We start from the raw sequence: 17444 nt of genomic DNA, 5'->3' as shown, positions 1-17444 counted from the left end.
ATGCAGACACAGCTGTCCCGCCGCAGCTTGCTCAAGCTGACCGGCCTGGCCGGACTGGGAGTCGCCGCCGCCGGCTGCTCCTCCGGTCCACCGAGTGGCGCCGCGGCCTGGGCCATGTGGTCCAGCAGTCCGGCCGAACGCAAGGTGTGGGACGACTTCAGCGCGTACGTCGAACGCGAGCTGAAGGTCGAGTCCGTCCCCACCCTCACCCCGTCCAGCGGTTACCCGACCAAGCTCGACCTGCAACTGGTCAGCGGCACGGCCGGCCTGGTGACCGCGCTGAACGGCACCCTGATCCCGACGTACGCCGCCCGTGGTGCGCACCGGCCGCTCGACGACCTGATCGCCCAGGACCCGGACTTCGACCTGGACGACTTCTACAAGCCGATCCAGAGCATCAGCACGTTCAACGACCAGACCTACGCGATCGGTTTCGACGTCGCGCCGACGGTCCTGTACGTGAACAAGTCGCTGCTGCACAAGCAAGGCATCGCCAACCCGTCGCCGACCGAGCCGATGTCCTGGGCAACGTTCCGCGAGCTGGCCAAGGAACTGACCAAGCCGCCGGAGCAGTTCGGGTTCAGCTGCGCGCCGTCGATCGACGACCTGGTGTCGTGGATCTACTGCGCGGGCGGGAACGTGATGACCAAGGACGCGACGAAGAGTGCGCTGAACGCGCCGGAGGCCATGGAGGCGATCCAGTACGTCGTCGACCTGTTCGTGAAGGACCAGGTCACGCCGCCGATCGCGAACCTGGTGACCGAGAGCTCGCTGTCGAACTTCATGGAGGGCAACGTCGCCTTCATGCAGAACGGGCCGTGGCAGGTGGTCAACGTGCGCAAGGCGAAGTTCGACTGGGACATCATCCCGTTCCCGGCCGGCGCGGCCGGCAGTACGCCGCGCGTCTCGGGCTCGAGCTTCGCGATCCCGTCCAAGGTCAAGGGCGACGACCTGGATCTGGCGTGGCGACTGCTGAAGACGCTGACCAGCACCGGTGCCCTCGACATCTACGCCAAGGCCGGCCGCAACAACCCGGCCCGGCTGTCGGCGGGCAGCGCGTTCAAGCCGCCGCCGGACAACCTCGGCATCGTGCAGGACATCCTGGCCGGCAAGGTCGCGGGCGGGCACCCGTTCGACGTGACCACGAACTGGAACCAGGTCAAGCAGCTGCTCGGCCAGGATCTGCCGCGGACGTTCCTCGGGCAGGTCTCGGTCCAGGAAGCGATCGACGGGCTCACGCCGCGGCTCGACGTCCTGATGGAGCAGCACCAGGACAACATCCGCCAGGCCTCGGCCAGGAAGGGGTGACCGGCATGGCCGTCGACACACTCCCCGCCACAGCAACAACGCCCCGGCAACACCAACGGGCCGCCAAGAAGCCGCGCAACAAAGAGGCCTTGACCGCCTGGCTGTTCATCCTGCCCAGCCTGATCGGGTTCCTGATCTTCACCGCCGGACCGGTCGTCGCGGCTGGGGTAATCAGCCTGCTGAACTGGAACCTGTTCAGCTCGCCGACCTGGGCAGGCCTGAAGAACTTCGCCAGGCTCGGCCCGGACCCGACGTTCTGGTCCGCGCTCGGCAACACGGCGTACTTCACCTTCGTCAGCGTTCCGGTCACGATCCTGGTCAGCCTGGCGCTGGCGCTGCTGCTGAACGAGGGCGTCCGCCGGATCGCGGTCTTCCGCTCGCTGCTGCTCTTGCCGTACGCAACGATCACGGTGGCGGTCGCGTTCGTCTGGATCTGGCTCTACATCCCGCACGACGGCCTGGTGAACGCCGTGCTCGGACTGGTCGGGATCGACGGGCCGAAGTGGCTGATCTCGGACAACTGGGCGATGCCGGCGCTGATCGCGATGAGCGTGTGGAAGAGCTTCGGGTTCGGCATGGTCGTCTTCCTGGCCGGTCTGCAGGCGATCCCGCAGCAGCTGTACGAGGCCGCGAAGGTGGACGGCAGCAACGCGTGGCAGACGTTCCGCAGTGTGACGCTGCCGATGCTGTCGCCGGCGCTGTTCTTCGTCGTGGTGACGTCGATCATCGGGTCGTTCCAGGTCTTCGACCAGGCGCTGATCATGACGAACGGCGGTCCGGGATCGAGAACGACCACGCTGGTCATGTACATCTACCGGACCGGCTTCGAGAACTACGACCAGGGGTACGCCGCGGCGCAGTCGCTGGTCCTGTTCGGCTTCATCGTGGTGATCACCGCGGCCCAGTTCCTGCTCCAGCGGAGGCTCGTCCACTATGACAACTAACGTGCTCGCACCCCTGCAGAAGAACCCCGTTGCCACCCGCAAGCTCGTTGTCTTCGCCTGCTTCGTCGTCACCGCCGTGACGCTGGTCCCGGTCGTGATGATGGTGCTGGTGGCGTTCCAGTCCGACGCCGAGTCGATGGCCGCACGGCCGTCGTTCTGGCCGAGCAGCTGGCACCCGGAGAACCTCACCCGTGCCTTCGACCTCGTCCCGTTGGGTCGGTACCTGGTCAACACGGTCATCTTCGCCGCCGGTACGACGTTGCTGGAGACCGTCACCGCGGCACTCGCGGCGTACGCGTTCGCCCGGTTGCAGTTCCCCGGCCGGACCTGGCTGTTCGGCATCTACCTGGCGACGCTGATGATCCCGTCGCAGGTGACGCTGATCCCGCAGTTCGTGCTGGTCGCGAAGCTGCACGGCATCGACACCTGGCCGGGGATGATCCTGCCGCACGCGTTCACCGCGCTCGGCGTGTTCCTGCTGCGGCAGTTCTTCCTCGGTATCCCGCGCGACTACGAGGAGGCCGCGCGGCTGGACGGCGCCAACCGGTGGCAGGCGTTCATCCGGGTGATCGTGCCGCTGGCGGTGCCGGCGATCGCGACGCTGGCGGTGTTCAAGTTCATCGGCCAGTGGAACAACCTGCTCTGGCCGCTCGTCATCTCCAACAGCGACGCGACCCGTACGGCGGCCGTCGGTCTGCAGGTGTTCCAGGACACCAACGGCACCCAGTGGAACCTGTTGCTGATGGCAGCGACCATCACGACCGTGCCGCTGATCGTGCTGTTCTTCCTCACCCAACGCTGGTTCGTCAAGGGCATCACCATGAGTGGACTCGGAGGCCGCTGAACTCATGAACTACATCTGGTCCGTCTTCACCAAACCGTGGGCCGAGCTGCCCGGCGACGAGCTGGGCAAGCTCGTCGCGGGGCTCGGGTTCACCGGCGCGGAGATCCCCGTCCGGGACACGGCGTACGTGACGCCGGCGAACGCCGGGAAGGCACTCCCCGCGTTCACCGAGCAGCTGCGGGACGCGGGCGTCGAGCCGATCAGCATCGCGAGCGGGCTCGACGAGTCCACCTTCGCGGCGGCGGCCGCGGCCGGCGTACCGATGATCCGGATCATGGCCGAACTCGGTCCGGACGGCTACGCGGCTTCTGTACGGCGCAACCGCGAGCAGCTCGAAGCGGCGGCCGGCTTTGCGGCGCAGTACGGCGTACAGGTCGGGGTGCAGCCGCATCACGGCAAGTTCGTCGCCTCCACGCTGGGGGTCGTGCAGCTGCTGGACGGCCTGCCGGAGCAGTTCAAGGTCGTGTGGGACGCGGCGCACGACGTACTGGCCGGTGACGATCCGAAGATCACGCTCGAGCTGGCCAAGGATCGGCTCGGGATCGTGAACCTGAAGAACGTCACCTACATCACCACGGAAGCGACCGCCGACGTCGGCGGCGCGTGGAAGCCGTGGTTCGTCCAGGGCGCCGACGGCCTGGCGAACTGGTCGAGCGCGTTCGCGACGCTGGAGGCCCTGGGCTGGAACGGCCCGATCTGCCTGACCGGTCAGTACTCCGACCCGTCGGTCCCGGTCGGCGACCGCCTGCAGATCGACTTGAAGGCAGCTCAGACCGCCGCGCGGTAGCTACGTCTCGAGGAGCCGGTGTCGAGCTGTCGGCACCGGCTCCGACGTACCCTCGAAACCCCATCGAGGAGGCCACGTGAAGTACATGCTGCTGATCTACGGCAACGACGAGACCTGGAAGGCCCTGGAGGCCGAGGGGATGGAGTCGGTCTTCGACGTCCACCGGGCCGTGATGGCCGAGACCCGCGCCAGCGGCGAGCTGCTCGCGTGCGACGGACTCGCGACCGCGCAGGCGCGCGTCGTACAGATCCGTGACAACGCCCCGGCGGTGACCGACGGGCCGTTCACCGAGGCCAAGGAAGTCCTGGCCGGGTACTACCTGTTCGAGTGTGATCTCGAACGGGCGACAGAGCTGGCCGGACGGCTGGTCGAGGCGAAGTACTCGCCAATTGAGGTGCGAGCACTCACCCAGCCGTTCGAGGAGTGAAGTCTGTTCCAGCGACTTGCCGGGCTCAGCTCGGCGTTGACCTGAGACCGGCGAGTCACTGATGCAGCCGGGTGTTCTAGCTGGGATACGCCGGTGCGAGAGTGACCCCACCTGTGGCGGGTTGATCACCCATCCCGCGGCCACCCCGGACGAACACCGTCGCGCCCGGTTCCGGTGCGTGCGCACCGTCGTCGAGACGCAGTGTGGTGGTCAGACCGTTGCTCAAGGTCAGTACCGCCACACGTCGCGGCCGCCCGGTGTGGATCGACGAGCTCACCTCGTGGATGCCGGTGCAAACCGCTGGTTGGATCGAAGCCCTGCCGAGCGTTGTCGTGCCGTGACTCCTCACATCACGGCGCTGCTCGGCGAGCCGCCTCATGGCTGACACAGATCCCCCTCCTCATTAGGTCCCCCGAGGGACTAGTTGGGTTGTACAACAGCTCCCGTCACTCCTCACAGTGACAGAGCCATCGCAGCAGCCTTGCTGACTGTGAGGAGGTTTTCAAGGGGATGTGAGGATTACTGGCCGCCGAAGCCGGTGGTCGCGATTCCCTTGATGATCTGGCGCTGGAAGAAAAGGAACACCAGCACCAGTGGCAATGCGGCCAGGATCGCCGAGGCCATGTTCTGCGCGTACTGCAGGCCGTACGCGCTCTTCACCGTCTGCAGGCCGACCGGCAGTGTCATCAGGTCGGCGTCGGTGGTGACGATGAACGGCCACAGGAAGTTGTTCCACGCACCGATGAACACGAAGATCGCGACCGCGGCGAGAATTGGCCGCGACAACGGCAGCACGATCGACCAGAACACCCGCAGCCGGTTCGCGCCGTCGACCCGGGCGGCGTCCTCCAGCTCGACCGGAATCTGGTCGAAGAATCGCTTCAGGATCAGCACCATCGCGGGCGCAAACGCTTGCGGGAGAATGATTCCCCAATAGGTGTCGACCAGGTCGAAGGCCAGCATCTGGCGAAACAGCGGAACGATCAGCAACTGCGGCGGAATGATGATGGCCGCGATGATCGCGGCGTACAGACCGCGTCGGCCGCGGAAACTGATCCGGGAGAACGCATAACCGGCCAGTGCCGAGGTGGCCACCGTCACGAACGTGATCAGCACCGAGGTGAACAGACTGTTCCAGGCCCACAGCGGGATGTCTCCGGCCGACAGCACCTTGCGGTAGGCGTCGAAGCTGAACCCGTCGGCCGGCGAGAGGCTCACCGTCGACGCGGCCGCGTCGGCCTCGCTCTTCAGTGACGTCAGGATCGCCCACGCGAACGGGACCAGCCAGGTCGCGGCCAGGAACGCCAGGATCAGCAGCGCGACCATCCGCGAGACGCTCCAGGGGTTCTCCCCCGGCTTGTGCCCTTGCTTGTACGCCGACTTGTTGCGCTGGATGCCCCGGGACAACGTGTAGCTGCTCATGAGGCGCTCCTGCGGTTGATCAGCTTGTACTGCGCGATCGAGATCAGCACGATGATCGCGAAGAAGAGGTACGAGATCGCGGACGAATAGCCGAACCGGTAGCCGGTGAAGCCGGCCTCGTAGATGTACTGCACGATCGAGCGGGTGGAGCCGGCCGGGCCGCCGTTGGTGAGCATGTAGATCTGGTCGAACACCTTCAGCGAGGCCAGCACCTGCAGCGTCAGGATCAGCGCGGTGGTCGGCGCGAGCTGCGGGATGACGATCGAGAACAGCTGCCGCCACTTGCCGGCGCCGTCGATCGCCGCGGCCTCGAACTGCTGCTCGGGGATGTTCTGCAGCGCGGCCAGGTAGAGCAGGAAGTTGAACCCGATCGTCCACCACAGCGTGGTGATCACCACCGAGATCATCGCCACGTTCGGGTCCTGCAGCCAGGCCACCGGCGCGATCCCGAACTCGGCCAGCACGCCGTTGATCAGCCCGAGCTTCGGGTTGTACATCCAGGTCCAGAACAGCACGACCACGGTCGAGGCGAGCAGGTACGGCAGGAAGAACGACAACCGCCACAGCCAGCGGCCGGGCAGCCCGAGGTTCACCAGCAGCGCGAACGCCAGCGACAGCACCACCAGCGGGATCGTGCTGAGCAGCGTGAACCACAACGTGTTGCCGAACGACTTCCACATGTCCGGGTCGCTGAGCGCCTCGCCGAAGTTGGCGAAGCCGATCAGGTCGCTGTTCGCGCCGGTCAGCGTCTCACCGGTGAAGCTCAGGTACAGGCCGTAGACGGCCGGGACCACCAGGAACAGCCCGAAGAGCACCGCGAACGGCGCCGCGAAGGCCCACCCGGTCAGCGACTCGCCACGCTTGGCGCGCGCGAGGCCCGTACTGTTGTTGCCCTGCGCAACCACCACGTCGGCGGCGGGGCTGTCGACTGCTGTCGGCATTTCGGTCTCCCTTCGTCGATCAGACCGGTTGCGGGCGGTCGAGCAGCTTGTTCAGCCGCTGCACGAAACCGTCGAAGCCGGCCGCCGGGTCCCCGCTGCCGAGGTAGACGTTCTGCACGTTCTCCGCGAAGTAGCTGGTGAAGTCGCTGCCGGCGCCGCTGAACCAGACGTCCGGGTCGTAGTTCACGTACTCCGGGATGCCGACGTAGTTCGACTGCGGCTTCAGCTCCAGGTACTCCGGGCTCTTCACCACCGGCTGGTACGCCGGGATGTGGCCGGCCCCGGCCCACTTCACCGAGCGCTTCAGGATCTCCGCGACCAGCTGGTACGTGTACCGGCGCCGGTCGGGGTCGGTCTTGGACTGCCGCGGCAGCACGAACGTGTGTGAGTCGGCGTACGCCGCCTGCTGCCCGAACAGGGTCGGGATCGGCGTCGCGTCGAACGCCATCTTGGAGTCCTTCAGCACCGGCAGCTCCCAGACGCCGCCGAAGAGCAGGCCGCTCTCACCGTGCAGGAACTCGCTGACCGCCGTCCCGCCGTCACCGCTGCGGGTGGCGATCGTGTCGTTCAGCAGCGACTGGACGAACTCCAGCGACTTCACCGCGGCGGCCTCGTCGACCTCGGCCTTGGTACCGGGGACGAGCTTCATCTCCGCGCCGGTCTGGCGGTAGAAGGTGTAGAACAGCCGCCACATCTGCGAGGGATCGCCGAGGTACCCGTACGACAGGCCGTGCTTGCCGGTGACCTTCTGCAGCTTGGTCGCGACCTCGGTGAACGCCTCGGGGCTGTCCATCGAGGCGATCGCGTCGGTGACGCCGGCCTTCTGGGCGTGCTCGGTGTTGTAGTAGAGCACGAACGGGTGGGTGTCGAGCGCGATCGAGTAGAGCTTCCCGTCGTACAGGCCCTTCTGCCAGACCAGCGGCGGGAAGTCGCTCTCCTTGACGCCGAACTCGGCGAGCAGGTCGAGGTCCCACGGCTCCAGCAGATCGCCGGGCGCGTAGCCCGCGATCCGGGACGCGTGCATGATCGCGAGATCGGGCGCGCGGCCGCCGGCCGAGGCCATCGCCAGCTTCGTGTAGTACGGCGGACCCCACGCGAGCACGGTCTGCTTGGCGTGGAACCCGGCGTTCAGGCCGTTCACGGCATCGACCAAGCCGGCCATCACGATGCCGTCACCACCGGTCATCAGGTGCCAGTAGTTGAGCTCGGTGCCGGCGTTGCTGCTGCCCGGCGCACAGCCGAGCAGCAGGCTTCCACCGGCCAGCGCGGCCGCTCCGGAGAGCAGGCGGCGCCGCGAGAACTGACGATCGAACGAAGTCATGGGGGCTGTCTCCTTCGCAGGCGGCACCGATCATTACATCGTTGCAATGCGCTGACAAGCCCTAGCCGTCATGGTTTTTGTCGGAACGTGTTGACTAGCGTTCGGTGCTGGCGCGTGCTATCACGCGGTGCGGTACGACGATCCGGCGCGGTGTCGCGGCCCGGTCGGCCATCCGCTCCCCGAGCAGGTCCAGGGCCGCCTGGACGAAGCTGCGGCGGTCGAAGTCGACGGTGCTCAGCGGCGGGACGGTGTAGCGGCTCTCGAGGATGTTGTCGAAGCCCGCGACCGCGCAGTCCCCCGGCACCGAGATGCCGGCCGACCAGAGCGCCGACAGGGTGCCGCTCGCGATCGTGTCGGTGAAGCAGAAGATCGCGTCCGGCGGCTCGTGGTCCTCGAGGTAGCGGCCGACGACGGTCGCGGCGCCTTCGGGGCTCCAGCGGTCGAGGGCGATCTCGAGTTTCGGGTCGTGCAGGCCGGCCGCGGTCAGCACCTCGCGGTAGCCGGTCAGGCGGAGGCGGGCGGCCGCCGTACCGGCCGAGTCCGTGCGGCCGCCGATTCGGCCGGTACCGCTCGTGCCGCCGGGGATCTCCGGAGTGCCGACCGCGGCGATCCGGCGGTAGCCCTGGTCGACCAGGTGCTGCGTCATGTCGCGGGCGGCACCGACGTTGTCGATGCAGACCTGGCTGACGACGTCCTGGTCGACGTCACCGATCAGTACGACGGGTGGCAGCGGGCCGGCCGACATGACCGCGCTGTCGTCGAGGTTGACCGGGTTCAGGATCAGGCCGTCGATCTGGTGCGAGCGGGCCTTGGAGAGCAGGTCGTACTCGCGGTCGGGCTCGGCGGCGGTCTGCTCGATCTGCACTCCCCAGCCGCGCTCGTGCGCGAGCTCGACGACCAGGTGGGTGATCTCGGCCGAGTACGGCCGCAGCAGGTCGGGCAGCGCGAGGCCGATCATCCCGGACCGGCCGTTGCGCAGTCCCCGCGCGCTCAGGTTGGGCACGTAGTCGAGCTCGCTGAGCGCCTGCTCGACCTTCGCTCGCGTCTCGGGCCGCACGAAGACGACGCCGTTGATCACGTTCGACACCGTCTTCGGCGACACCCCGGCCAGCTTGGCGACGTCCTTGACGGTGGCACGCATGCGGCCATTGTCACCGACGCCCGCGTCACCTGGTGGTGAGCGCGCCGCCGTTCACGTGCAGGACCTGCCCGGTCAGGTGCCGCGCGCCGGGCGAGGCGAGGAAGTGGATCAGCGCGGCGACGTCGTACGGCGTACCTGCGCGGCCGGTCATCGTGGACCCCACCAGGCGCTCGCGCCGCTCGTCGGTCATCCGGTCCTGGAAGAACTCGGTCTCCGCGGTGTAGCCCGGGGCCACCACGTTGGAGGTGATCCCGCGCGGCCCGAGCTCAGCTGCCAGGTCCAGGCTCCAGGTCGCGAGTGCTGCCTTCGCTGCGCCGTACGAGCCGCCTCCGCGGGTGCCGGCGATCGAGCCGAGACTGATCACGGCCGTCGTGAGCTTCGGTGCCAGCGCCGTGGTGGTGAGGACTGCCGACACCACGTTCGTCGTGTAGTTGGCGATCCACCGCGCGGCAAGGTCACCGTCATCGTTCAGCTCCGTGTTGCCGCCGGCGTTGTTGACCAGTACGTCGACCCGCTCCGGCAGTGCCGAGGCCAACTCGGCCACCTGCGCAGGGTCGGTCGCATCACACACCACCGCCTCGGCACCCAACTCGTCGGCAGTCTGCTTCAGTAGGTCGGCCCGACGGCCGGTGATCACCACCCGGTCGCCGTCGGCGCGGAACAGTTCGGCCGCTGCTCGGCCGATCCCGGTCGCTCCCCCGGTCACCACGATCGTTCTGGACACGCCGTCCCCTCTCGTTTAGGTCTAAACGTTTAGACCTAAACGTAGCATGGCTCTCGTGCCTGACGACTTCGCTGACTCCTACCCGCTGGACGCCCCCAGCCCCTACCCAGCCGCTGAGATCGCGCGCGCCTGGCAGCGGGAGCGGCCCGGAGTGCCGACCGAGTCGATCGGGATCGTCACTCCCCTGTGGCGGCTGGCGAAGTTGTTCGCCGACGACCGTCGGCGGTTGCTCGCCGAACTCGGCGTCGATCCCGCGACGCTCGATCTGCTGAGTGTGCTGCGGCGCAGCGGGCCGCCGTACGAGTTGAGTACTCGGGAGCTGACCGCTCGGACGCTGGTGACGGCCGGCGCGATCTCGCAGCGGGTTCGGCGGGCCGAGGAGTCAGGGCTGGTCACTCGTCGTACGGAGGATGCTCGGCGGGTGGTCGTGTCGCTGACCCCTGGTGGGCACGAGCTGATCGAGGCGACGGTGGACCGGGTGCTGACGCGGGAGGCGGAGCTGGTGTCGTCGCTCGGAACCGAGGAGCGCGCGCAGCTCGGTGGGCAGCTGCAGCACCTGCTGGACGCGGTGAACCTCAAGCTTCACTCCCCAGTTGAAGGTTCTGCGGAGACCACGGCCTGAGCTGAGCGCGAAAGTCTTTACGAGCGCTTCAATGTAAGAATTGAATGTATGTCTTTTGACCTGATCGAGGTTCGTGGAGCTCGCGAGAACAACCTGAAAGGCGTCTCGCTGGACGTCCCCAAACGCTGCCTGACCGTCTTCACCGGAGTCTCCGGGTCCGGGAAGTCCTCCCTGGTGTTCGGGACGATCGCCGCGGAGTCGCAGCGGCTGATCAACGAGACCTACACCGCTTTCGTGCAGAACTTCATGCCCAGCTTGTCCCGCCCCGACGTCGACTCGCTGCGCAACCTGAGCGCCGCGATCGTCGTCGACCAGGAACGGATCGGCTCCAACGCCCGCTCGACGGTCGGCACCGCGACCGACGCCCACACCATGCTGCGGATCCTGTTCAGCCGGATCGGTTCGCCGTACGCCGGACCGCCGTCGGCGTTCAGCTTCAACCGGGCCGAGGGCATGTGCCTGGTCTGCGAGGGGCTCGGCAAGTCCACCGAGATCGACCTCGACGAGCTGGTCGACCGCGACCGGTCGCTGAACCAGGACCCGATCAAGGCGCCCGGGTACGGCGTCGACACCTGGTACTGGCAGCTGTTCGCGCAGGTCTTCGACGCGGACCTGCCGCTGCGCGACTACTCAGCTGAGGACTGGGAGAGGTTCCTCTACTCCCCCGCCACCAAGGTGAAGGTGGGCAAGAGCAACCTGACGTTCGAGGGCCTGGTGTCGAAGGTGAAGAAGCAGTACCTCGGCAAGGACCGCGACACGATGCAGAACGCGGCGCGGACCTTCGCCGATCGCGCGCTGAAGCTCGGGCCGTGCCAGGAGTGCGGCGGCGCGCGGCTGAACGAGGCTGCTCGCGCCGTACGGATCGATGGTGTCGGGATCACCGAGTGTTCGGCCATGCAGATCAGCGACCTGGCCCAGTTCGTCCGCGGAATCGCCGATCCGTCGGTCGGGCCGATGCTCGAAGGGCTGCGCGACACGCTGGACTCGATGGTCGACATCGGGCTGGGCTACCTCAGCCTGAACCGCGAGTCCGGGACGCTGTCCGGCGGTGAGGCCCAGCGGGTGAAGCTGGTCCGGCACCTCGGATCCGCGCTGACCGACGTCACCTATGTCTTCGACGAACCGACCGTCGGCCTGCACCCGCACGACATCCAGCGCATGAACGAGCTGCTGCTGCAGCTGAAGGCGAAGGGCAACACCGTGCTCGTCGTCGAGCACAAGCCGGAGACGATCCGGATCGCCGACCACGTCGTCGACCTCGGCCCCGGCGCGGGTCTGTCCGGCGGCCAGCTCTGCTACGCGGGCGATGTGAAGGGTCTGCTGAAGTCCGGCACGCTGACCGGGCGGTACCTGGACCACAAGGTCGGTCTGCGTGACGACGTCCGTACGCCGACCGGCAGTCTGCGGATCGAGGGTGCGAGCCTGCACAACCTGCAGGACGTGAGCGTCGACGTTCCGCTCGGCGTACTGACCGTGGTGACCGGCGTCGCGGGGTCGGGCAAGAGTTCGCTGATCCACGGATCGTTGGCGAATCGCGAGGGTGTGATCGTCGCCGGACAGGACCCGATCCGCGGGTCGCGGCGCAGCAACCCAGCGACGTACACGGGTCTGCTGGATCCGATCCGGGCCGAGTTCGCGAAGGCGAACAAGGTGAAGCCGGGGCTGTTCAGCGCGAACTCGGTCGGCGCCTGCCAGACCTGCAAGGGCATCGGGCTGGTCTACACCGACCTGGGGATGATGGCCGAGGTGTCGTCGGTGTGCGAGCAGTGCAACGGCGCGCGCTTCACGCCCGAGGTGCTGGCGCTGCAGCTGCGCGGGAAGAACATCAGCGAGGTCCTGCGGATGACCATGACCGAGGCGCGGGACTTCTTCGGCAAGGGACCGTCGCGGACGATCCTGGACCGACTGAGCTCGGTCGGCCTCGGGTATCTGAGCCTCGGGCAACCACTGACCACGCTGTCCGGTGGTGAGCGGCAGCGGATGAAGCTGGCGATCAACATGAGCAAGCGCGGCTCGATCTACATCCTCGACGAACCGACCACCGGGCTGCACCTGGCCGACGTCGACCAACTGCTGAAGATGCTCGACGAGCTCGTTGACGACGGCAACACGGTGATCGTCATCGAGCACCACCAGGCGGTGATGGCCCACGCCGACTGGCTGATCGACCTCGGCCCCGGCGCCGGTCACGACGGCGGCCAGATCGTGTTCGAAGGCACGCCCGCAGATCTCGTCGAGTCGAGTGCTTCGCTCACCGCCGAGCATCTGCGTCAGTACGTCGGCGCGACCGCTCCCGCGGGGCTCTAGAGCGTCGCGAGCCGGCGGGCCGCGTCGGTGAGGTCGTCCTCGGTGGCCGTGGCGGCGAAGTTGAACCGGAGCCAGGAACCGGGACGCTCGGTGGCGAAGTAGCGGGTCCCGGCACTGACGGCGACGCCCAGGTCGCGCGCGGCCGCGGCTGCGGCCAGGTCGTCGCCGTCGGTCCGCACCCACAGGTGCAGGCCGCCGGCGGGGACGTGGTCGATGCTCCAGTCCGGTCGCTCTGCTGTTAGAGCGGTGGCCAGGGTGTGGCATCGCCGCCGGAGCGCGGTGGCGAGCGAGTTGAGGTGCCGGTCCCAGGCCGGCGAGGTGATCAGTTCGACGGCCGCTTCCTGCAGCGGCCGCGGTACGAAGAAGTCATCGACCTGGCGGACCGCGCGCAACCGTTCGAGCACGGGTCCGCGCGCGATCAGCGCGCCGATCCGCAGGCTGGGCGCCGCCGGCTTGGTCAGCGAGGTCACGAACACGACAGTCCCGTCGCGGTCGTCGGCGATCAGCGGTCGGTGCCGGCCGGTAGGCCCGCCGTGGCCGAGGAACCGGGCGAAGTCGTCCTCGATCACGAACGCGCCGGCAGCTCGCGCGACCTCGATCACCTGCTGCCGGCGTTCGGCGGTCAGCACTGCCCCGGTCGGGTTCTGGTACGTCGGTTGGCAGTAGAGCAGCCGGGCTCCGGAGCGCGCGAACGCTTCGGCCAGGAGCTCAGGCCGCAGCCCGTCGGCGTCGATCGGGACCGGCACCGGGCTGAGACACGCGGCCCTGGCGGCGGCCAGCGCACCCGGGTACGTCGGAGACTCCACCAGGACCGGGCTCCCAGGCGCTGCGATCGCGCGGAACGCAACCGACAGCGCACTCTGGCCGCCACCGGTGATCAGTACGTCGTCAGCGGCGACCGTCGGTCCGCACCACGCGGCGACGACGGCGCGAAGGGACTGCAAACCGTTCGCCGGTGCGCGGTCCCAGGCACCCGGGCGGCGCGCTGCTCGGGCGAGTGCGCCGCTCAGTGCGCTGACCGGCTGCAACGAGGTGTGCAGGTAGCCGCCGTCCAGCCGGATGGTTCCCGGCGGCCAAACCGCGTCGACTGGACGACCGGGATCCACGGAACGGTCGGCCAGCGCGACGGTCTGCCAGCCGTAGTCCGGTCGCACCGTGTCGATCCGGCCGGGTGACGCGACGAAGGTCCCACTGCCCGGCCGGGTCTCGACGACTCCCTCGGCGGCGAGCTGAGCGATGACCTTCGCGACCGTGCCAGGACCTACCCGGTACCGGTCGACCAACTCCCGGCTGCTCGGCAGCTTGTCCCCCGGCGCCGAGTCCGTGACGAGCGCCCGCAGCGCGGTTCCGAGGCTGTCGGTAGTGCTACGCTCGTTCATGAAAGCACATGGTAGCGCTACTGCGTCGGCGCCGGAATCACTACTGGACCTGACGGCCCTGCGGGCCGAGACCCCGGGGACCGCGAACGTCGTCCACTTCAACAACGCCGGCTGCGGTCTGCTCGCGACTCCGGTGCTGACCGCCGTACTGGAGTACCTCGAGCTGGAGGCGCAGATCGGTGGTTACGAGGCGGCCGCACTGAAAGCTGAGCAGGTACAGGCGTTCTACACCGAACTGGGCGGCCTGCTGAACTGCGGACCGGGCAACCTCGCCTTCGCCGGCAGCGCGACCCACGCCTACGCGACCGCGTTGTCGTCGATTCCTTTCGAGCGCGGCGACGTCATCCTGACCACCCGCAACGACTTCATCTCCAACCAGCTCGCGTTCCTCTCGCTGCGTCGCCGGCTCGGCGTCGAGATCGTCCACGCGCCCGACCTGCCCACCGGCGGCGTCGACGTCGAGGCGATGGCCGCACTGATGCGGACCCACCGGCCCCGACTGGTGGCGGCGACTCACATTCCGACCAACTCCGGACTGGTGCAGCCGGTCGAGGAGATCGGCCGGTACTGCCGTGAGCTCGACCTGCTGTACCTGGTCGACGCGTGCCAGTCGGTCGGCCAGCGGCCGGTCGACGTCGAGCGGATCGGTTGCGACTTCCTCACCGGGACCTGCCGCAAGTTCCTCCGTGGCCCGCGCGCGACCGGGTTCCTGTTCGTCTCCGACCGCGTGCTCGCGGCGGGTCTCGAGCCGTTGTTCATCGACATGCGCGGCGCGAGCTGGACCGGGCCGGAGCAGTACGCCCCGAGCAGGACGGCCCAGCGGTTCGAGGAGTGGGAGTTCCCGTACGCCGCGGTGATCGGCAGCGCGGAGGCGATCCGCTACGCGCAGCGGATCGGGCTGGACGTGATCGGGTCCCGCACCCCCGCTCTGGCTGGTCGACTGCGTGATCAGCTGGACGCGCTGCCCGGCGTACGGGCTCTTGATCGCGGTGAGACCCTCGGCGCGCTCGTCACGATCGCTGTCGACGGCTGGGAAGCGGCGCCGTTCAAGGCCGCGCTGGACGAGCGCCGGATCAACTCGGCGCTCAGCTTCCTGGAGTTCGCCCAGTACGACTTCACCGACAAGAACGTCGACTGGTGCCTGCGCCTGTCCCCGCACTACTACAACACCGACGCCGAGGTCGAGCAGGTGGTCGCAGCCGTCGAAGAACTGACCGCCCGGTGAGCACGACCCTGCGCGCGAACCGGGACTTCAACAGGTTCTGGTTCGGCGAGACCTTGTCGCTGCTGGGCAACCAGGTGACGACGCTCGCGCTGCCGTTGGCGGCACTACAGGTCTTCGGCGCCTCGGACCAGGAGGTCGGCCTGCTGCGCTTCCTGCAACTCCTCCCGTACGTCGGACTCGCGCTCGTGTTCGGCGTCCTGGTCGACCGCGCCCGGCGCCGCCACGTGATGCTCGGCGCGAACGCCGCCCGGCTGGTACTGATCGGGGCGATCCCGGTCCTGCACTGGCTGGACCTGCTGACGCTGCCCGGATTGTTGCTGATGGCAACCGCAATCGGCGTCGCGTCGGTGCTGTTCGACGTGAGCTGGATGGCCTACGTCCCGGCTCTGGTCCAGGACCCGAAGCAGTACGTCGAGGCCGGCGCGAAACTGAGCATGACCTCGTCGGCGACCGACGTCGCCGGCCCGGGACTGGCCGGGCTGCTGGTCGGCTGGCTGACGGCGCCCGTGGCGCTGATCGTGGACGCCTGCTCGTACGCCGTGTCGGTGGTCACGCTGCTGCTGATCCGGACACCCGAGCCGGTCCCACCCAAGAGCGAACGGCACGCGGGACGCGAACTGCGCGACGGTCTGCGGTGGGTGTTCGGCCGGCCGGTACTGCGGGCGCTCGCACTGATCGGGTTCTGCTGCAACTTCTCCATGGTGACCGTGTGGACGATGTTCCTGCTCTACGGCAGCCAGGACCTCGGACTGGGGGCGCGGACCCTCGGGTTCGTGTTCGCCGCGGCGTCGGTCGGCGGGCTGCTCGGCGCGGGTGTCGCGCGGCGCGTCATCGCGCGGTTCCCGGTCGGTCGCGTCTACCTGATCGCGCAGTCGGTGCTGCTCCTGGGACCGATTCTGATCCCGCTCGCTGCAGGGCCGCCGACCGTGCTGCTCGCGACGGTGGTCGCGTCGTTCTTCCTGACCTACCTGGGCCTCGGCGTCGCCGGAGTGATCATCGTGAGCCTGCGCCAGACGATGACCCCGCGGGAGTTGATGGGCCGGATGACGGCGGTGTTCCGGACGCTGCTGTTCGGCGGCGGTGCGCTCGGTGGGCTGAGCGCCGGATTGTTGTCGGCGGCGCTGGGTGCGCGCGGTGCGCTGACCGTCGCCGCGATCGGGTCGGCGCTCGTCGTACCGGCTCTTGCGCTGTCGCCGGTCGTCCGGCTCCGGACGTTTCCGGAGCCGGTGGAGATTGTCAGTCGGCGGTGACGGCCTCGGCTGCGACCGACTCGATCAGGTCCTGCCAGGTCTCGGCGTCGGCGGGGTTCGTCTGGGTGAGGACCAGGCGGGCTCCGCCGTTGCCGTCGCGCAGGGTCAGCGTCGCGCCGTTCACCCGCAGTTCGTTGCCGTCGGGCGGGGCGACCTGCAGCTTCTCGGCGAGCCGGGGCCAGACCTTCTCCTTCGGTGCGGTCAGTTGCCGCTCGAAGCGGATCGATCCGTCGGCCTGCTTCTCGCCGGTGTCGAGTCCGTAGACCTTCACGAAGTGTTCGTGCAGGACCTGGTAGCTCTCGCGCGGGATGCTGTTGCCGCCGAGGGACTGGTCGAGGGCGTCCAGGCAGAGGATCCAGCCGCTGGTGTAGCTCGCCGAGCCCGGGCGGTCGTCGTACGTCGACGTCAGCCTGAGCACGCACCCGGTCGCGGTCGGCTCGACCTCCCAGCGCTGCACCTCGCTCCCCCACGTGAACTCCAGCAGCCGCGGCGGCTCGTACGCGCGGATCACGCCGGTGTTGTCGAGGTCCTGCCCGATGCTGTCCGCGTCCTCGAAGCGGAAGCTGATCGTGCCGTCGAGGCGCAGGTCGGCCTCGACCAGCGCCGGGTACCAGTGCGCGAGCTCGGCCGGGTCGGTCAGCGCCCGCCAGACCTTCTCCGGCGGGTGGGTGAGCTCGCGCTCCATCCGCAGCACGGTCCGGCCGTCGACACTGGTCAGTGATTCGCTCATGACTCCATATATACCTTTCCAGGCATATAAAGGGCAAGAACGAGGCCCGGCGACGTGCTGTCCGCCGGGCCT

General features: G+C 68.1%; 16 protein-coding genes. 9 read left to right on the top strand and 7 right to left on the bottom strand.

Going from position 1 to position 17444, the window contains the following annotated elements:
* The 5 genes from ACYVIO_RS32305 to ACYVIO_RS32285 all read left to right on the top strand — a co-directional run bounded on the left by ACYVIO_RS32305 (position 1) and on the right by ACYVIO_RS32285 (position 4310).
* The gene (locus ACYVIO_RS32305) at positions 1 to 1308 is read left to right on the top strand and encodes an extracellular solute-binding protein (RefSeq protein ID WP_460654720.1); all 1308 of its coding nucleotides are present in this window, start codon (positions 1 to 3) and stop codon (positions 1306 to 1308) included.
* Positions 1309 to 1313: 5 nt separating this feature from the next.
* Positions 1314 to 2252 carry a carbohydrate ABC transporter permease gene (locus ACYVIO_RS32300; RefSeq protein ID WP_460654719.1) on the top strand — a complete coding sequence of 313 codons (939 nt, stop codon included), beginning with the start codon at positions 1314 to 1316 and terminating at the stop codon, positions 2250 to 2252.
* Positions 2242 to 3096, top strand: a complete 855-nt coding sequence (locus ACYVIO_RS32295; protein ID WP_460654718.1) for a carbohydrate ABC transporter permease — start codon at positions 2242 to 2244, stop codon at positions 3094 to 3096. Before ACYVIO_RS32300 ends, ACYVIO_RS32295 begins: the two co-directional genes overlap by 11 nt.
* Before the next feature lie 4 nt (positions 3097 to 3100).
* The gene (locus ACYVIO_RS32290) at positions 3101 to 3883 is read left to right on the top strand and encodes a sugar phosphate isomerase/epimerase family protein (RefSeq protein WP_460654717.1); all 783 of its coding nucleotides are present in this window, start codon (positions 3101 to 3103) and stop codon (positions 3881 to 3883) included.
* A gap of 85 nt (positions 3884 to 3968) precedes the next feature.
* Positions 3969 to 4310 (top strand): YciI family protein, encoded by a 342-nt coding sequence (locus tag ACYVIO_RS32285; RefSeq protein WP_460655463.1) that lies wholly within the window; start codon positions 3969 to 3971, stop codon positions 4308 to 4310.
* Positions 4311 to 4829: 519 nt separating this feature from the next.
* Here ACYVIO_RS32285 and ACYVIO_RS32280 read toward each other — a convergent pair.
* The 5 genes from ACYVIO_RS32280 to ACYVIO_RS32260 form a co-directional block, all read right to left on the bottom strand.
* Positions 4830 to 5732 carry a carbohydrate ABC transporter permease gene (locus tag ACYVIO_RS32280; protein ID WP_460654716.1) on the bottom strand — a complete coding sequence of 301 codons (903 nt, stop codon included), beginning with the start codon at positions 5730 to 5732 and terminating at the stop codon, positions 4830 to 4832.
* On the bottom strand, positions 5729 to 6673 hold the full coding sequence (locus ACYVIO_RS32275) for a carbohydrate ABC transporter permease (RefSeq protein ID WP_460654715.1): 945 nt from the start codon (positions 6671 to 6673) through the stop codon (positions 5729 to 5731). The genes ACYVIO_RS32280 and ACYVIO_RS32275 overlap by 4 nt, the downstream gene beginning before the upstream one ends.
* Before the next feature lie 19 nt (positions 6674 to 6692).
* The gene (locus tag ACYVIO_RS32270; RefSeq protein WP_460654714.1) at positions 6693 to 7994 is read right to left on the bottom strand and encodes an extracellular solute-binding protein; all 1302 of its coding nucleotides are present in this window, start codon (positions 7992 to 7994) and stop codon (positions 6693 to 6695) included.
* A gap of 94 nt (positions 7995 to 8088) precedes the next feature.
* Positions 8089 to 9135 (bottom strand): LacI family DNA-binding transcriptional regulator, encoded by a 1047-nt coding sequence (locus tag ACYVIO_RS32265; RefSeq protein ID WP_460654713.1) that lies wholly within the window; start codon positions 9133 to 9135, stop codon positions 8089 to 8091.
* 25 nt (positions 9136 to 9160) lie between these two features.
* Entirely contained in the window at positions 9161 to 9859 is a 699-nt protein-coding gene (locus ACYVIO_RS32260; protein WP_460654712.1) for an SDR family NAD(P)-dependent oxidoreductase, read from the bottom strand.
* Between the two features lie 55 nt (positions 9860 to 9914).
* Between ACYVIO_RS32260 and ACYVIO_RS32255 the strand changes: the two genes are divergently transcribed.
* Together ACYVIO_RS32255 and ACYVIO_RS32250 are read left to right on the top strand one after the other, a co-directional pair.
* Positions 9915 to 10481 carry a MarR family winged helix-turn-helix transcriptional regulator gene (locus ACYVIO_RS32255; protein ID WP_460654711.1) on the top strand — a complete coding sequence of 189 codons (567 nt, stop codon included), beginning with the start codon at positions 9915 to 9917 and terminating at the stop codon, positions 10479 to 10481.
* Positions 10482 to 10529: 48 nt separating this feature from the next.
* Positions 10530 to 12788, top strand: coding sequence for an ATP-binding cassette domain-containing protein (locus tag ACYVIO_RS32250; RefSeq protein ID WP_460654710.1), 2259 nt, complete (start codon positions 10530 to 10532; stop codon positions 12786 to 12788).
* Here ACYVIO_RS32250 and ACYVIO_RS32245 read toward each other — a convergent pair.
* Positions 12785 to 14167: an aminotransferase-like domain-containing protein gene (locus ACYVIO_RS32245; protein ID WP_460654709.1), complete on the bottom strand. Its 1383-nt coding sequence runs from the start codon at positions 14165 to 14167 to the stop codon at positions 12785 to 12787. The genes ACYVIO_RS32250 and ACYVIO_RS32245 overlap by 4 nt on opposite strands.
* On the opposite strand from ACYVIO_RS32245, the gene ACYVIO_RS32240 reads away from it, so the two are divergent.
* Positions 14166 to 15392 carry an aminotransferase class V-fold PLP-dependent enzyme gene (locus ACYVIO_RS32240; RefSeq protein ID WP_460654708.1) on the top strand — a complete coding sequence of 409 codons (1227 nt, stop codon included), beginning with the start codon at positions 14166 to 14168 and terminating at the stop codon, positions 15390 to 15392. The two genes, ACYVIO_RS32245 and ACYVIO_RS32240, sit on opposite strands and share 2 nt — an antisense overlap.
* Positions 15389 to 16642 carry an MFS transporter gene (locus ACYVIO_RS32235; protein WP_460654707.1) on the top strand — a complete coding sequence of 418 codons (1254 nt, stop codon included), beginning with the start codon at positions 15389 to 15391 and terminating at the stop codon, positions 16640 to 16642. Before ACYVIO_RS32240 ends, ACYVIO_RS32235 begins: the two co-directional genes overlap by 4 nt.
* On the opposite strand, the gene ACYVIO_RS32230 is transcribed toward ACYVIO_RS32235, so the two are convergent.
* Positions 16629 to 17372, bottom strand: coding sequence for an SRPBCC family protein (locus ACYVIO_RS32230; RefSeq protein WP_460654706.1), 744 nt, complete (start codon positions 17370 to 17372; stop codon positions 16629 to 16631). The genes ACYVIO_RS32235 and ACYVIO_RS32230 overlap by 14 nt on opposite strands.
* Positions 17373 to 17444: the final 72 nt, after the last annotated feature.

It is taken from the genome of Kribbella endophytica (assembly GCF_054781295.1).
This window is presented reverse-complemented; position numbering and strand designations above follow the sequence as displayed.

What these genes read in the sequence shown, in the direction of transcription:
- ACYVIO_RS32305 (WP_460654720.1), top strand. Translation starts at nt 1, where the DNA reads ATGCAGACACAGCTGTCCCGCCGCAGCTTGCTCAAGCTGACCGGCCTG.
- ACYVIO_RS32300 (WP_460654719.1), top strand. Translation starts at nt 1,314, where the DNA reads ATGGCCGTCGACACACTCCCCGCCACAGCAACAACGCCCCGGCAACAC.
- ACYVIO_RS32295 (WP_460654718.1), top strand. Translation starts at nt 2,242, where the DNA reads ATGACAACTAACGTGCTCGCACCCCTGCAGAAGAACCCCGTTGCCACC.
- ACYVIO_RS32290 (WP_460654717.1), top strand. Translation starts at nt 3,101, where the DNA reads ATGAACTACATCTGGTCCGTCTTCACCAAACCGTGGGCCGAGCTGCCC.
- ACYVIO_RS32285 (WP_460655463.1), top strand. Translation starts at nt 3,969, where the DNA reads ATGCTGCTGATCTACGGCAACGACGAGACCTGGAAGGCCCTGGAGGCC.
- ACYVIO_RS32280 (WP_460654716.1), bottom strand. Translation starts at nt 5,732, where the DNA reads ATGAGCAGCTACACGTTGTCCCGGGGCATCCAGCGCAACAAGTCGGCG.
- ACYVIO_RS32275 (WP_460654715.1), bottom strand. Translation starts at nt 6,673, where the DNA reads ATGCCGACAGCAGTCGACAGCCCCGCCGCCGACGTGGTGGTTGCGCAG.
- ACYVIO_RS32270 (WP_460654714.1), bottom strand. Translation starts at nt 7,994, where the DNA reads ATGACTTCGTTCGATCGTCAGTTCTCGCGGCGCCGCCTGCTCTCCGGA.
- ACYVIO_RS32265 (WP_460654713.1), bottom strand. Translation starts at nt 9,135, where the DNA reads ATGCGTGCCACCGTCAAGGACGTCGCCAAGCTGGCCGGGGTGTCGCCG.
- ACYVIO_RS32250 (WP_460654710.1), top strand. Translation starts at nt 10,530, where the DNA reads ATGTCTTTTGACCTGATCGAGGTTCGTGGAGCTCGCGAGAACAACCTG.
- ACYVIO_RS32240 (WP_460654708.1), top strand. Translation starts at nt 14,166, where the DNA reads ATGAAAGCACATGGTAGCGCTACTGCGTCGGCGCCGGAATCACTACTG.
- ACYVIO_RS32245 (WP_460654709.1), bottom strand. Translation starts at nt 14,167, where the DNA reads ATGAACGAGCGTAGCACTACCGACAGCCTCGGAACCGCGCTGCGGGCG.
- ACYVIO_RS32230 (WP_460654706.1), bottom strand. Translation starts at nt 17,372, where the DNA reads ATGAGCGAATCACTGACCAGTGTCGACGGCCGGACCGTGCTGCGGATG.